13 protein-coding genes are annotated in these 13,983 nt (G+C 69.6%); 3 read left to right on the forward strand and 10 right to left on the reverse strand.

Annotation, left to right across the window (positions count from 1 at the left end; all coding sequences use genetic code 11):
* Positions 1-38: 38 nt before the first annotated feature.
* Genes IQ292_RS14235 through IQ292_RS14255 form a run of 5 tightly spaced genes read right to left on the reverse strand, consistent with a single transcriptional unit; the run spans position 39 to position 4,039 of the window.
* Positions 39-1,220 carry a molybdopterin molybdotransferase MoeA gene (locus IQ292_RS14235; protein WP_203310968.1) on the reverse strand — a complete coding sequence of 394 codons (1,182 nt, stop codon included), beginning with the start codon at positions 1,218-1,220 and terminating at the stop codon, positions 39-41.
* Positions 1,217-1,687 (reverse strand): cyclic pyranopterin monophosphate synthase MoaC, encoded by a 471-nt coding sequence (gene moaC, locus IQ292_RS14240; RefSeq protein ID WP_203310969.1) that lies wholly within the window; start codon positions 1,685-1,687, stop codon positions 1,217-1,219. Before moaC ends, IQ292_RS14235 begins: the two co-directional genes overlap by 4 nt.
* The gene (gene trpC, locus IQ292_RS14245; protein ID WP_203310970.1) at positions 1,684-2,463 is read right to left on the reverse strand and encodes an indole-3-glycerol phosphate synthase TrpC; all 780 of its coding nucleotides are present in this window, start codon (positions 2,461-2,463) and stop codon (positions 1,684-1,686) included. The genes moaC and trpC overlap by 4 nt, the downstream gene beginning before the upstream one ends.
* The gene (gene trpD / locus IQ292_RS14250; RefSeq protein ID WP_203310971.1) at positions 2,460-3,455 is read right to left on the reverse strand and encodes an anthranilate phosphoribosyltransferase; all 996 of its coding nucleotides are present in this window, start codon (positions 3,453-3,455) and stop codon (positions 2,460-2,462) included. Before trpD ends, trpC begins: the two co-directional genes overlap by 4 nt.
* On the reverse strand, positions 3,452-4,039 hold the full coding sequence (locus IQ292_RS14255; RefSeq protein WP_203310972.1) for an anthranilate synthase component II: 588 nt from the start codon (positions 4,037-4,039) through the stop codon (positions 3,452-3,454). Before IQ292_RS14255 ends, trpD begins: the two co-directional genes overlap by 4 nt.
* 188 nt (positions 4,040-4,227) lie before the next feature.
* Here IQ292_RS14255 and IQ292_RS14260 point away from each other — a divergent pair, with 188 nt between their 5' ends.
* On the forward strand, positions 4,228-4,659 hold the full coding sequence (locus tag IQ292_RS14260; protein ID WP_203311052.1) for a hypothetical protein: 432 nt from the start codon (positions 4,228-4,230) through the stop codon (positions 4,657-4,659).
* Positions 4,660-4,663: 4 nt separating this feature from the next.
* On the opposite strand, the gene IQ292_RS14265 is transcribed toward IQ292_RS14260, so the two are convergent.
* Together IQ292_RS14265 and IQ292_RS14270 are read right to left on the reverse strand one after the other, a co-directional pair.
* Positions 4,664-6,154, reverse strand: coding sequence for a chorismate-binding protein (locus IQ292_RS14265; RefSeq protein WP_203310973.1), 1,491 nt, complete (start codon positions 6,152-6,154; stop codon positions 4,664-4,666).
* 1 nt (position 6,155) lies between these two features.
* The gene (locus tag IQ292_RS14270; RefSeq protein ID WP_203310974.1) at positions 6,156-8,111 is read right to left on the reverse strand and encodes a peptidylprolyl isomerase; all 1,956 of its coding nucleotides are present in this window, start codon (positions 8,109-8,111) and stop codon (positions 6,156-6,158) included.
* A gap of 119 nt (positions 8,112-8,230) precedes the next feature.
* On the opposite strand from IQ292_RS14270, the gene tpiA reads away from it, so the two are divergent.
* Together tpiA and IQ292_RS17815 are read left to right on the forward strand one after the other, a co-directional pair.
* Positions 8,231-8,977 carry a triose-phosphate isomerase gene (gene tpiA / locus IQ292_RS14275; protein WP_203310975.1) on the forward strand — a complete coding sequence of 249 codons (747 nt, stop codon included), beginning with the start codon at positions 8,231-8,233 and terminating at the stop codon, positions 8,975-8,977.
* 62 nt (positions 8,978-9,039) lie between these two features.
* A complete protein-coding gene (locus IQ292_RS17815; RefSeq protein WP_203310976.1) occupies positions 9,040-9,819 on the forward strand; it encodes an energy transducer TonB in 780 nt (259 codons plus the stop codon).
* Here the strand turns inward: IQ292_RS17815 and IQ292_RS14285 are convergent.
* The 3 genes from IQ292_RS14285 to rimO form a co-directional block, all read right to left on the reverse strand.
* Positions 9,794-11,188, reverse strand: coding sequence for a leucyl aminopeptidase family protein (locus tag IQ292_RS14285; RefSeq protein WP_203310977.1), 1,395 nt, complete (start codon positions 11,186-11,188; stop codon positions 9,794-9,796). The genes IQ292_RS17815 and IQ292_RS14285 overlap by 26 nt on opposite strands.
* Positions 11,185-12,582, reverse strand: a complete 1,398-nt coding sequence (locus IQ292_RS14290; protein WP_203310978.1) for a serine hydrolase domain-containing protein — start codon at positions 12,580-12,582, stop codon at positions 11,185-11,187. The genes IQ292_RS14285 and IQ292_RS14290 overlap by 4 nt, the downstream gene beginning before the upstream one ends.
* 66 nt (positions 12,583-12,648) lie before the next feature.
* Positions 12,649-13,977 (reverse strand): 30S ribosomal protein S12 methylthiotransferase RimO, encoded by a 1,329-nt coding sequence (gene rimO, locus IQ292_RS14295; RefSeq protein WP_203310979.1) that lies wholly within the window; start codon positions 13,975-13,977, stop codon positions 12,649-12,651.
* Between the last annotated feature and the right edge of the window lie 6 nt (positions 13,978-13,983).

The following is a 13,983-nucleotide window of genomic DNA, read 5'->3' on the forward strand; positions in this document are numbered from 1 at the left end:
AACAGACGCGGAACTTCTAGGGAACACCTAACGTGCCGTCAAGCGATCATCAGGACCTGGGCCGAACCGCCGGCGCGGGCCGGGGGGGCGCCGGCCGGACGGACGACGAGGCAATGCGAGCGCGCCAGCGTCAGCAGCATCGAACTGTCCTGGATGGTCGACGCATAGGCCCGGCCGTCCCGCAGTTCCGCACGCAGATAGTCCGTCCGTGGGCCGTTGGCGAGCAGATCCTCGCCGAGCAGGACGCTGGTCGCGCGGGGCAGGGGATCGGCGGCACCGGCCAGGTGCGCGATCATCGGCCGGACGAACAGCATGGCGGTGACGAAGGCGGAGACAGGATTGCCCGGCAAACCGAGCAGCGTCGCCGCGCCGAGCCGGCCTGCCATCATCGGCTTGCCCGGGCGCAGCGCGATCCGCCAGAAGTCGATGCGGCCGCCCGCCGCCTCGATCGCTGGACGGACCAGATCGTGATCGCCGACCGACGCGCCGCCGGTCGTGACGAGCAGGTCGGCGTCGACCATGGAGAAGGCGTCGCGCAGTGTCCGCAGCTCGTCCGGGAGAATGCCTAGGTCCACCAGGTCGACCGGCAGGTCCGCCAGCATCGCCGCCAGCATCGCGCGATTGGATTCGGGCAGCTCGCCCGGCGTCCGCTGCGTCCCGGGTGCGACCAGTTCGTCTCCGGTCGCGCAGATGGCGACGCGGATGCGGCGACGCACCGAAATCGCGCCGACGCCGCCTGTCGCGGCGACGGCAAGGCGGGCGGGCGTGATCCGCTCGCCGCCTGCGATCAATCGGTCGCCTTCGGTGAAATCCAGCCCGCGGCGGCGGACGTTGCGTCCGGCCTGGCGCGGACCCTCGCCGACCAGGCGGATCGTCGCTCCGGTCGCCTCGACCTCTTCCTGCACCATCACGGTATCGGCGCCATCGGGTAGCGCGGCGCCGGTGAAGATACGGACCGTCTCTCCCACGCCGACGCGGCCGGCGAAGGGACGTCCGGCGGCGCTCTCGCCGATCATCGTCCAGGGCCCGGGCAAATCGGCGGCGCGGATCGCATAGCCGTCCATGGCGGACAGGTCGTGTGCGGGCTGCGTCCGCTGGGCCCGAACGTCTTCTGTCGCCCAGCGACCATGTGCGGCGAGGAGCGGCACGGTCTCGATCGCGACCGGCGTCGCGAGCGCGAACAGCCGCGCCTGCGCCTCCGCGATCGGCAGCAGGCTCATGCCGCCTGCCAATCGCCCGACGCGCCACCGGATTTGGCGAGCAGGCGCAGGCCGCTGATCGTCATGCCGCGATCGAGCGCCTTGGCCATGTCGTAGATCGTCAGCAAGGCGACGGACGCCGCGGTGAGCGCCTCCATCTCGACGCCGGTCTTGCCCTCCGTCGCCGCGGTCGCGGTGGCAGTGATGCCGTCGGCCGCGATCGCCAGGTCGAGGGTGACGCGGGTCAGCGGCAACGGATGGCACAGGGGGATGAGGTCGGCGGTGCGCTTCGCCGCCATGATGCCGGCGATCCGTGCCACGGCGAGGACATCGCCCTTCCTCGTCGCACCATCGCGGATGGCGGCAAGCGCATCGGCGGCGATCGCGATATGGCCGGTCGCGGTCGCTTCGCGCGTCGTCACCGCCTTGCCGGCGACGTCGACCATGTGGGCGGCGCCATCGGCGTCGATGTGGGTCAGGCCGCTCATCCGAGCAACGCCTTGGTCGCGGCGGTGAGGTCGGGCTGGCGCATCAGCGATTCGCCGATCAGGAAGCAATGCACGCCATGGTCCGCCAGCGCGTCGAGGTCGGCGCGTGACGACAGCCCGCTTTCCGCGACGAAGGTGCACCCGGGCGGCGCCCTGTCGACCAGCTGGAAAGTTCGGCGAAAATCGACGGTGAAGTCATGGAGGTTGCGGTTGTTGACGCCGATCAGCCGCGATTTCAGCCGTAGCGCGCGATCGAATTCGTGCGCATCATGGACTTCGACCAGCACGTCCATGCCGCAGTCGAGGGCGCTCGCCTCGATTTCCGCCATCTGGCCGTCGTCGAGGGCGGAGACGATGATCAGGATCGCATCGGCGCCGATCGCGCGCGACTCGGTCGCCTGCCACGGATCGACCATGAAATCCTTGCGGATCACCGGCAGGCTGCATGCGGCACGCGCGGCGATGAGGTCGTCGTCGCAGCCGCGGAACCATTGTTCGTCGGTCAGCACCGACAAGCAGGCGGCGCCGCCGGCCTCATAGGCGCGGGCGTGCGCCGGCGGATCGAAATCCTCGCGGATCAATCCCTTGGACGGGCTCGCTTTCTTGATTTCGGTGATCAGCGCATGGCCCTGCTTGGCGTCGAGCGCCGCGCGGAACCCGCGCGGGCGCGTCACGGATGCGATCCGGGCGTCCAGGTCGGCGAGACTGGTCGTCGCCTTTCGGGCGGCGACCTCGGCGCGCTTGGTTTCGACGATGCGGGAGAGGATGGTGGTCATCGGTAGGCGATCCAGCGGTCGAGCAGCGCGCCGGCGCTGCCGTCATCGAGGACGCGTGCGGCGTCGCGCGCGCCCCCGGCAAGGGAAGTGGCATGGCCCGCGACGACGAGCGCCGCCGCGGCGTTGAGCAGGACGGCATCGCGATAGGCGCCATCCTCACCGGCCAGCAGATGCCGCAGGGCGGCGGCGTTATAGGCGGGATCCCCGCCACGCAGCGCGGCAAGCGGATGCCGGGCGAGGCCCGCGTCCTCGGGCGCGATCCGCGCGGGGAGGGCGGCGGTGCCGACGCAGACGGCGATGCTGGGGCCGGCGGTGGAAAGCTCGTCCAGACCCTCTTCGCCCGCGATCACCGCTGCAGCCTCAATGCCGAGCTGTGCCAGCGCTTCGGCATAGAGGCCGGTGTAGTCCGGGCGCGCGATGCCGAGCAGCTGGCGCGAGACGCGCGCCGGATTGGCCAGCGGACCCATCAGGTTGAAGATCGTCCGCTTGCCGATGCGGCGGCGGATCGGGGTGATGCGCTTCATGGCGGGATGATGGTTGGCGGCGAACAGGAAGGCGATGCCGAGGTCGGCCAGGCTGCCTTCGGCGGTCGCGCCCGCCACGTCGAGGTCGAGGCCGAGCGCCTCGAGCGTGTCGGCCGCGCCGGCCTTGGACGATGCGGCACGATTGCCGTGCTTCGCGACCGGCACGCCGCAGGCGGCGACGACGAGTGCGACCGCGGTCGAGACATTCAGCGTGTGGTGGCCGTCGCCGCCGGTGCCGCAGACGTCGATCGCGCCCGGCGGTGCCGCGATGGGCACCATGCGTTCGCGCAGGCTGCGCGCCGCCTCGGCGATCTCGAGGCTGGTCTCCTCGCGATCGGACAGTGCGAGCAGGAAGGCGCCGATATCCTCTTCGGAGGCTCGGGCGTCGAGAATGTCCGCGAACGCCTGGCGCGCGCTTTCGCGCGACAGCGGCGTCGACGGGTCGGGCAGCAGGGAATGGCTGGTCACGCGGCGATCGCCCGCGTCGCGATGCCCGCGGCCTTCAGGAAGTTGGCGAGCATGGCATGGCCGTGTTCGGTGGCGATGCTCTCGGGATGGAATTGCACCCCGTGGATCGGCAGGCTTTCGTGGCGGAAGCCCATGACGTTGCCGTCGTCGGCGCGCGCGTTGACCACCAGCGGCGCCGGAACGTCGTTGACGATCAGGCTATGGTAACGCGTCGCGGTGAAAGGCGAGGGCAGGCCCTCGAACAGCCCGGTGCCGTCGTGCAGGACCGGCGAGGTCTTGCCGTGCATCAGGCCGCCCCTCTCGACCCGGCCGCCGAAATACTGACCGATCGCCTGATGCCCCAGGCAGACCCCGAGCAGCGGCCGACCGGCCTCGGCACAGGCGCCGACCAGGTCCAGGCTGACGCCAGCCTCGTTGGGCGTGCAGGGGCCCGGCGAGATCAGGAACGCCTCCGCACCCGACGACAGCGCCTGCCCCGGCGAGATCGCGTCGTTGCGGACCACCTCCACCTTCGTGCCCAGTTCCATCAGATAATGGACGAGGTTCCAGGTGAAGCTGTCATAATTGTCGATGACGAGGATCATCGCTGCGCCATAGCGCAACGGCTAGGCCACGCAACGGCTGTCGCCCGAGAGTCATCTTCCGGCAATGTGGCCCCGGCAATGCAGGTTCGGGCACCATGGGCCGGCAATGAGCATGGCGTATCGCAGACGATGCGATATGGAGCCCGAACCGTGCTTGATCGTTGATTGGCGCAGAAGGAGACGTTGTGATGTTTCGCCCCCTGATCGTTGCCGCGCTGATCGGCCTCCCCGCTGTCGCTCCGGCGCAGACCGCAGAATCGGCCGGATCGGCGGAACAGGCGGCGAGCGGCCAGCCGCCCCAACGCGTGCGTAGCGTCACGCTCAACCGGGGCGAGAAATGCCCGCAGAGCAGCAGCAACGAGATCGTCGTCTGCTCGACGCTCGATCAGCCCTATCGCATTCCCAAGCAGTTCCGTGACAGCGGACCCATCCCGGCGCAGAACCAGAGTTGGGTCAACCGCACCGCGACGATGGATCAGGTCGGCCGCGTCGCCGGGGGACTGCCCGACACCTGTTCGCCGGTGGGCACCGGCGGACAGAGCGGATGCGCCCTCGCGGCGAACCGCCAGTGGGCGGCCGAGGAACGGGCCAAGCGCGCCGCGGCCGAACAGGTGCCCTGACGCGCTACTGGCCGAATCCGGCCTCCGCGGCACGGGCGACCGCGTCGCGAGCCGCGGCGAGGATGGCACCAGCCTTGGCTTCGCATTCCCGCTGTTCGTAGGCCGGCACGCTGTCGGCGACCACGCCGGCGCCGGCCTGTGCGTGGATCATGCCGTCCTTCACGATCGCCGTCCGCAGCACGATGCATGAGTCCATCGACCCGTCCGGCGAGAAATAGCCGACGCCGCCGGCATAGGCGCCGCGCCGTTCCGGTTCGAGTTCCGCGATGATCTGGCAGGCGCGCACCTTCGGCGCGCCGGAGACGGTACCGGCCGGGAAACCCGCGAACAGCGCATCGATCGCGTCGCGATCGGGATGCAGCGTGCCGACGACGTTCGATACGATGTGCATGACGTGGCTATAGAATTCGATCCCATAGCTCGCCGTGACCCTGACCGATCCCGGTGCCGCGGCACGGCCGACGTCGTTGCGACCGAGGTCAAGCAACATCAGATGCTCTGCCCTCTCCTTGGGATCCGCGAGCAGGCTCTGCCGGTTCGCCTCGTCCTCTGCGGCGGTGCGGCCGCGCGGGCGGGTGCCTGCGATGGGACGGATCGTCACCGCATCGTCGCGCACGCGCACCAGGATCTCCGGACTGGAGCCGATCAGCGCGAAGCCGGGCAGGTCGAGGTGGTACAGGAACGGCGAGGGATTGATCCGCCGCAGGCTGCGATAGAGTTCGAGCGGCGGCAATGCGAAGGGCGCGGAGAAACGCTGCGCCAGCACGACCTGAAAGATGTCGCCGGCACGAATATAGTCCTGCGCGCGCAGGACCATCCGCTCATAGGCGGCGGGCGCGATCGCGGGGGTGTAGACCGGCTCCGTCGCCAAGGCGCGGACGGGGGCCGGCAGGGGCGTTCCCGCGAGCCGCGCGGCCACATCGTCGAGCCGCGCTTCGGCCGCCGCGACCCGTTCCGCGGCATCGCCCTCACCCGGCCACAGCGGCGCGACCAGATACAGCGCGTCGGCAAGGCGGTCGAAGACGAGGATCGTCGTCGGGCGGACGAAGAGCATGTCGGGCAGGCCGAGCGGATCGGCGGCGGGCGCGTCGAGCCGTTCGACCAGGCCGATCGTCTCATAGCCGAAATAGCCCACCAGGCAGGCGAGCGCGGGCGGCAGATCGACGGGCACCTCGCCCCGGCACTCGCCGACCAATGCGCGCAGAGCGTCGAGCGTGGGGCGGCCGGCCGGCGTGAAGGCGTCGCGATCGGTCGACCAGTTGCGGTTGATCTCGGCCGAGTCGCCGCGCGCGCGGAAGACGAGGTCGGGGGCGAGCCCGATCAGGCTGTACCGCCCCCGGGTCGCGCCGCCCTCGACCGATTCCAGCAGATAGTCGCCGCGTCCAGGCTCGATCAGCTTCAGCGCGGCGGCGACGGGCGTGTCGGTATCCGCGACCTGCCGTCGCCAGACGAAGGCGGGGCCGCCCGCGGCGAGCGCGTCGATCGCCTGTTGCACGTCAGTTGCCGGCGGCCGGGTTCGCGCCGCTGAGCTCCGCCCGCACGCGCGCCAGGGCACCCGTGTCGGTCTTCACGCCGACCTGATTACGGACCGCGCGTGCGAACTGGTCGACATATTCGCGTCCGACGATCCGGGCGAGATCCTGCCGCGTCCCGGTGACGAGCTGGGCGTTGCCGCGCGCGTCGCCGGGTGTGACGCGATCGAGGTCGACGATCAGCCAGCCCGATTTGTTCGGCGCTTCCAGCATCTTCGCACTGCCCGGCACCATGCTGAACATCAGCACCAGGCCAGGCTGCGCGCCGCGGGGATTGGCGGCGAGCTGGCCGCGGACCGCGGAGATTGCCTGCGGCGGCGGCAATGCGCGCCCTGCGCCTGCCAGCGCCTGCGCCAGCGGCATGCCCTTGTTGACCTTGGCCAGGACCTGCGCCGCCAGCGTGCGCGCCGCGGCACGGGCGCGGTCGGCACGGATGTCGGCGACGACCGCGTCGCGCACCTGCGCCAGCGGTCGGGGTGTCGCGGGCGTGATCCGACCGAGAGCGACCAGCGCGAAGCCGCCGTCCTGGCCCAGCGGCACGAGCTGCGCCGCATCGCCTTCCTGCATCTGGAAGGCCGCGGCGACGATCGGGGCAAGCTTCGGATCGGCGGGGGTGCCGGGCGCATCGGGATTGATGCCGCTGGTCAGAAGCGGTTGCGTCTGCTGCCCCGTGAGCTTCTGATCGGCGACAGCTTCGTCGAACGTCGTGTTGCGGGCGAGCGAATCATCGAGCGCATCGTGGATCTGCCGCAGCGCCTGCTCCTGCTTCTGCTTGGTCAGTTCCGCGACGATCTCCGGCCGCGCCTGCTCCAGCGTCTTGCCCGGGACGTCGGCGATGGTGTCGACGCGCGCGACGATCCAGCCGAGCGCGCCGCGCACCGGCCCGACCACCGCGCCCTTGGCGGCACCGAATACGGCGTCCGCGGCCGCGGCGGAGGTCGCCGCCCGATAGGCGTCCTTCGTCATCGCCTTTTGAATCGAAGGCTCGAGCCCGGCCGCGCGGGCCGCGTCGGCGAGCGCGGCGCCGCCCTTGACCTTCGCGGCAAGGGCGTTCGCGCCGGCCTGGTCGAGCACGACGACCTGCGTGATGTCGCGCTTCTGCACCGCGGCGTAGCGGACCTTCTGCTCGTTATAGACCTGCGCGATCTCCTGGTCGGTCGGCGCGACGCGCGCCTTGACCTGGTCGGGCGTGACGATCGCATAGCGGACGGTGCGCCGCTGCGGCACGGTGTAGCGCGCGATACCGCGACGATAGGCGGCCTGGATTTCGGCATCACTCGGCGCCGCGCCCGTGTCCATCGCCTGTGCCGGGATGAAGCCGATCCGCCCGTCGCGCTTCTCGAGAAGCAGGCTGGCATAGGGCAGCGCGACCTTCTGCGGGAACTGCGTCGCGCCCTGCGTCGGCAGGATGAGCTGCTGCGCCATCAGGCCGCGCGCGATGTCGCTGCGCACCTGCGCGTCGGTCAGCCGCCGCTGTTGCAACAGTTGCTGATAGATGGCGGGATCGAATTGGCCGTTGGGCCCGCGAAGCCCCGGAATGCTGGCGATCTGGCCGTCGACCGCACGCTTCGAGACGATCATGCCTTGATCATGACCGAATTCGTCGAGCGCGAGGCTGTTGACCGAGCGGTCGAGCGCCGCCTGCATTCCGCCCTGGGCGATCAGGTCGGCCATGGTGATCGTCGGCTGTTGCTGCCGCGCATCCTGCAGCTCGCTCTGCATGCGGCTTTCCAGGTCGGCGACGGAGACCTTCTCGCCCCCGACCTTGACGACGTAATTGCCCGTGAGGCCGCCGCTGGTTCCGCCACGCAGCCCTGTGACGTCGCCGGCCGCGAATGCGATCGCGATGACGCCCAGAACGACGAAGGTGACGATGACGCCGGCCTTGGAATTGATGATCCGGCGGAAGAAGCTGAGCATGAAAGAGGCCGATCGTCCCTTGATGAGTTGCACGGGCTTTACGGGGATGGCGGCTTGCCATCAAGCGCGCGCCGCGCCATCGCCGGACCCACAAAAGAACATGGGTCAAGGGGAAGACGATGACGCGGCGCAAGCTGGTGGCAGGCAATTGGAAGATGAACGGGTCGCTCGCGTGCCTCGACGAGTTGGACGGTATCGCCGCGGCGGCGGCCGAGTCACCCGGCGTCGACGTCGCGGTCGCGGTACCCTTCACGCTGATCGCGCCGGCGGCGCAGCGCGTGCCCGCCCTGATGATCGGCGCGGAAGACGTGCATGAGGCGGATAGCGGGGCGCACACGGGCTGCGTCTCCGCCGGCATGGTGCGCGAGGCGGGCGCGCGGTTTGCGATCGTGGGCCATTCCGAGCGGCGTGCCGACCAGGGAGAGACCAGCCACGATGCCTGGGCGAAAGCGGCGGCTGCGCGACGCCATGGCCTGACGGTGATCGCCTGCTGCGGCGAGACGGAGGCGGAACGCAACGCCGATCGCGCCGAGCGCGTCGTCCAGGCGCAGATCGAGAAATCGGTGCCCGACCATGCCGACGGCAGCTGGTTCACTTTGGCCTACGAACCCCGCTGGGCCATCGGGACGGGCCGCACGCCGACGCTGGAGGATATCCAGTCGATCCATGCCATTGCGCGCGCCAAGTTGCGCATGCTCGTCGGCGACGCGGCGGACGGCATCCGCATCCTGTATGGCGGTTCGGTCACCGGCGACAATGCGGCCGGCATCCTTTCGTGTCCCGACGTGGACGGCGCGCTGGTCGGCGGCGCAAGCCTGACCGCCGCGAAGTTCGTGCCGATCATTCGCGCGGCGGCGGCGCTGTAGGCACAACGCCGCTTACGCCGCGGTCAGCGTTGCGAAAGGCGTGGTGCGGCATCATCTGATCGATGATGATCGCGCCGCGACGAAGCTTTGACCAGCGTGGGCTCGGGGAACGGGCAGGGGCCGCCGCGCTCACCGCATTGATGGTGGGCGGACTGGGGTTCGTGTTGCTGCACGGACTGGCGGCGGGATTCCTGCCGCCGGCGATGCAGCAGGGCCTCGACACCTTCACCGTCCTGCCCGATCCTCCCCCGCCGCCCGAGCGCGTCGTGCCGCCGCCGAGGAAGGTGATGCGGCCCAGCGGCAAGGCGTCCCCGCCGAACATCCGTTCCAAGGCGACCGAGGTCACCGCACCCGTACCGGTGATCATGACCGTACCGCCGCCGATCGTCGTCGCGCCCTTGCCCAATGTCGGCGTGCAGGCGACGTCGGGCGCCTCCGATCGTCCGGGGCCGGGGACCGGCGCCGGCGGCATCGGCAATGGCAATGGCGCGGGCGGCGACGGCGACGGCGACGGCAGCGGGCTGGAGCGCACACCCGTCCTTGTCCGCGGCGACGTACGCGGTCGCGACGTCCCGCGCTGGGCATTGGAGGAGGGCTTTCACGGCACGGTCCGCATGCGGTATCGCGTCGGGATCGATGGCCGTGCCAGCGACTGTCGCGTCGTCGACACCAGCGGCAGCGCGGAGATCGATGCGATCACCTGTCGCGCGGTCGAGACGCGGTTCCGCTATCGTCCCTGGCGCGATGCCGACGGGCGGCCCGTCCCCTCGACCGTGTTGCGCGATCAGGAGTGGGACATTCCCGGCGACGCCGAACTCAACGCGCGGCGTAGCGGGTCTTGAGCAGCTGGTAGCAGGCGCGCAGCGCGAAGGCGTCGCCTCCCTTGGGTCGCCCGGGCTTTGCCGCCGGCCGCCAGGCGAACACGTCCATGTGCGCCCAGGGCACGCCCTTCGGAACGAAGCGGCGTAGGAACAGGGCGGCCGTGATCGCGCCGGCGAAGCCGCCGTCGGGCGCATTGACCATGTCTGCGATGTCCGACTTCAGCATCTCGTCATAGCCGTCCCAAAGCGGCAGGCGCCACAGCGGATCGTGTACCGTCGCACCGGCTGCGAGCAGATCCGCGGCCAGCACCTCGTCGTCGCTGAACAGCGGCGGCAGGTCGGGCCCCAGCGCGACGCGCGCGGCCCCGGTCAGCGTCGCGAAATCGAGGATCAGCTCGGGAGCCTCTTCGCCAGCCCGGGTCAGCGCGTCGCCCAGGATCAGGCGCCCCTCCGCATCGGTGTTCGTGTTCTCGACCGTCAGGCCAGCACGGCTTCGCAGCACGTCTCCCGGACGAAACGCATTGCCCGCGACGGCATTTTCCACCGCCGGGATCAGCAGATGCAGCCGAATGGGTAACTTTGCCGCCATCACCAGCCCGGCCAGCGCCAGCGCATGGGCCGCGCCACCCATGTCCTTCTTCATCAGGCGCATGGCGGTCGAGGGCTTGAGATCGAGGCCGCCGGTGTCGAACACCACGCCCTTGCCGACGATCGCGATGCGCGGATGCGCCGCGTCGCCCCAGACGAGCTCGATCAGCCTGGGCGCGCGCTCCCGCACCGCGGCCTGGCCGACCGCGTGGATCATCGGATATCCGCTCGCCAGCGCCTCGCCGCGCGTCACCGACAGCGTCGCATGATGCTCCTGCGCCAGTGCGGACGCGGCGTCTTCGAGTTCGGCGGGGCCGAGGTCCGACGCGCCGGTGTTGACGAGATCGCGGACGCGCGCGGTCGCGGTCGCGACGCGCACGGTATCCTCGATCACCGCGGGTTCGGTGGTCAGGAGGACGCGTGGACCGGAAGGGTCGCCTTTGCGATACAGGTCGAACCGGTGCTGTGCGAGCAACCAGCCGAGTGCCGCCGCGCCGGCGTCGGCGTCCGCAAGACGATAGGTGCCCGGCGGCAGCGAGGCGCCGAGCGACGCGATCCGCCACGGCGAGCTGGTCGGTTCGTCGCAGACCAGCAGCATCGACCAGTCGTCCGCCGCCTCCGCCGGGAGCACGGCGCGGTCCCCCGCCTTGCCGGTCAGACCATGCGCGGCGACGGCGGTACGGACCCGTTGCGGTTGCGCGGTCAGCCAGGCGGCGAAGCGATCCGGCGGAACGACCTGGATCGTGCGCGCAGGTTGGCCGCGGTCGGGCTGGAGCAGCGCGGCGAAATCGGTCCCGGTCATTGTGCGGGGCTCACCAGGAACTGTTCGAAGGGCTGCGCGATGCCCGGCAGCGCAAAGGTCGCGATCGACAGCGTCCGCCCCGGATAGGTGACCCGGAAGCCGCGGTAGACGAATCCGCCCCGCAGCCTCGCCCGGCCGACCTGCGTGAAGCCGGTCGGTTCGCCGAGCGCGGACAGGCTCGTGCGATAGTCCGCCTGCGCCGACGGTGTGAAATAATAATTCGCGTCTTCGGTGAGAAGCGCGCGGTCGAGCGTACCGCCGCGCAGCTGATCGAACAGCCGGCGCGCCTGCGTCAGCGCTTCGGCATCGCCGGGAATGGTTGCGGCGGCGGGCGGCAGGATGACCTTGGCGACGCCGTTCGCGATGCGGCTCTGCGCATCGGAAAACCAGGCATTGGTCAGCACGACGACCGCGGCGCGATCCTTCGGAAACACGATGTTCTCCGACAGGAAGCCGACCGCCTCGCCGCCATGTTCGACGATCGGATGTCCGTCGCGCGTCCCGACATCGACGCCAAGCCCGTATCCCGTCCCGGACCCGTCGGCGAGCTTGATCTCGGTCTCCTGCGCCTGCCAATCGGCGGCGGGCAGCAGGGCGCGATCGATGCGCGCGATGTCCCATTTGGCGAGGTCCTGGGCGCTCATCGCCAATTCCCCTGCCGCGTAGAGCCAGCCGGGCGCCGCCGGCGTCTCGACCCGGACGGGGCCCAGCGCATAGCGCTTGTACCCCTGGGGGAAGCCGGGGCCGACCGCCTTGTCCTGATCGATCGCACGGATGCCCAGGGGCTGGAAGATCCGCCGCTGGAGAAAGGTCAGCAGCGGCTCGCCGGCAACTTTCTCTACGATCATGCCCGCCACGACATAGCCGGTGTTGGAATATTGCCACTGCGTGCCGGGCGGGAAGTCCAGCTTCTCGGAACCCCAGCGGCGCACGATCTCGCGCGGGGTGACGGGCGTTGCCATCGCCTTGAAGCTATAGTCCTGTGGCCAATAGTCGCGCAGGCCGGACGTGTGGCTGAGCAACTGGCGGATGGTGATACGGTCGCCCTCGGTGACGCCGGAGACATATTCGCTGACGGGATCGTCGAGCTTGAGCTTGCCTTCGTCCGCCAGCATCAGGATCGCCGCGGCGGTGAACTGCTTGGAGATGGAGGCAATCTGGTACAGCGCTGCGGGATCGGCAATCTTCGCGGTCTCAGACTGTTTCCCATAGGCCTTGGCCAGGACGATCCGCCCGTCGCGTACGACCGCGATCGACGCCGACGGTACGCCCGTGTCGCGCAGCGTATCGGCGACGATGGTATCGATCTTCGCGCTTTCGGCCGGGGTCAGCGCCTGGGCGAGGGCGGGGGCGGGGGCCGCGAGCAGCGCGGCGACGATCAGACGACGAAGCATGCGCGCCACCGAAACAGAAAGCGGGCGCAGGCGCAATGGGATCGGCGCCCGGCCTGGAAGGAAGATCTATGACGCCGGTACGCCGTAGAGGTCGTGCTCGTCGGCATCCTCAATGACGACGGACACGATATCGCCGGCGGCCAGGTGTGCAGCGTCGCGCAGGAAGACCTGGCCGTCGATCTCCGGTGCGTCCGCCTGACTGCGGCCGGTCGCCCCTTCGTCGCCGACCTCATCGATGATCACGGGCAAAGTGCGGCCGACCTTCGCCTGGAGCTTCGCCGCCGAAATCGCCGCGGTCTTCTCCATGATCCGGGCGTAACGCTCTTCCTTCACCGCCTCGGGAACGTGATCCGGCAGCGCGTTCGCGGCCGCCCCCTCGACCGGTTCGAAGCGGAACGCGCCGACACGATCGAGCTGCGCCTCGTCGAGCCAGTCGAGCAGATACTGGAAATCCGCCTCGGTCTCGCCCGGGAAGCCCACGACGAACGTCGAGCGGATCGCGATGTCCGGGCAAATCCTCCGCCACTCGTGAATGCGCTGGAGAACCTTGGCGTCATTGCCGGGCCGCTTCATCGTTCGCAGCACCGACGGGGCGGCATGCTGGAACGGAATGTCGAGATACGGCACCACGAGCCCCTCCGCCATCAGCGGGATGACCTGATCGACATGGGGATAAGGGTAGACATAGTGCAGCCGGACCCAGGGTGCGATGCGGCCGAGTTCGCGCGCGAGATCGGTCATGTGGGGCACGACCGCGCGCGCCTGCCACATCCGCGGCTCCTTGCGGATGTCGATGCCATAGGCGCTGGTGTCCTGGCTGATCACCAGCAGCTCGCGCGTCCCGGCGGCGACGAGCTTCTCGGCCTCGCGCAGGATCGCGTCGGGCCGGCGGCTGACGAGATCGCCGCGCAGCGAGGGGATGATGCAGAAGCTGCAGCGATGATTGCAGCCTTCCGAAATCTTCAAATAACTGTAGTGTCGCGGCGTCAGCTTCAGCCCGGCATCCGGCACGAGGTCGAGATACGGCGACAGGTTCGCCGGCGCGGCGGCGTGAACGGCCTCGACGACCTGCTCATATTGATGCGCGCCCGTGACCGCGAGGACGTCGGGGAACCGGGCGCGGATCGCTTCGGCTTCCTTGCCCATGCACCCCGTCACGATGACACGCCCGTTTTCCTTGATCGCCTCCCCGATCGCCTCCAGGCTTTCTTCCTTGGCGGAATCCAGAAAGCCGCAGGTGTTGACGAGCACGACGTCGGCGCCGGCATAGTCGGCCGACATCTGATAGCCGTCAGAGCGCAGCTGCGTGAGGATTCGCTCGCTGTCGACGAGGTTTTTCGGACAGCCGAGCGAGACCATGCCGACGCGGGGCGGAGAGGGGAGTTTCGTTGCCATGGGAGG

It is taken from the genome of Sphingomonas beigongshangi (assembly GCF_016820445.1).
GTDB classification, from domain to species: domain Bacteria; phylum Pseudomonadota; class Alphaproteobacteria; order Sphingomonadales; family Sphingomonadaceae; genus Sphingomonas; species Sphingomonas beigongshangi.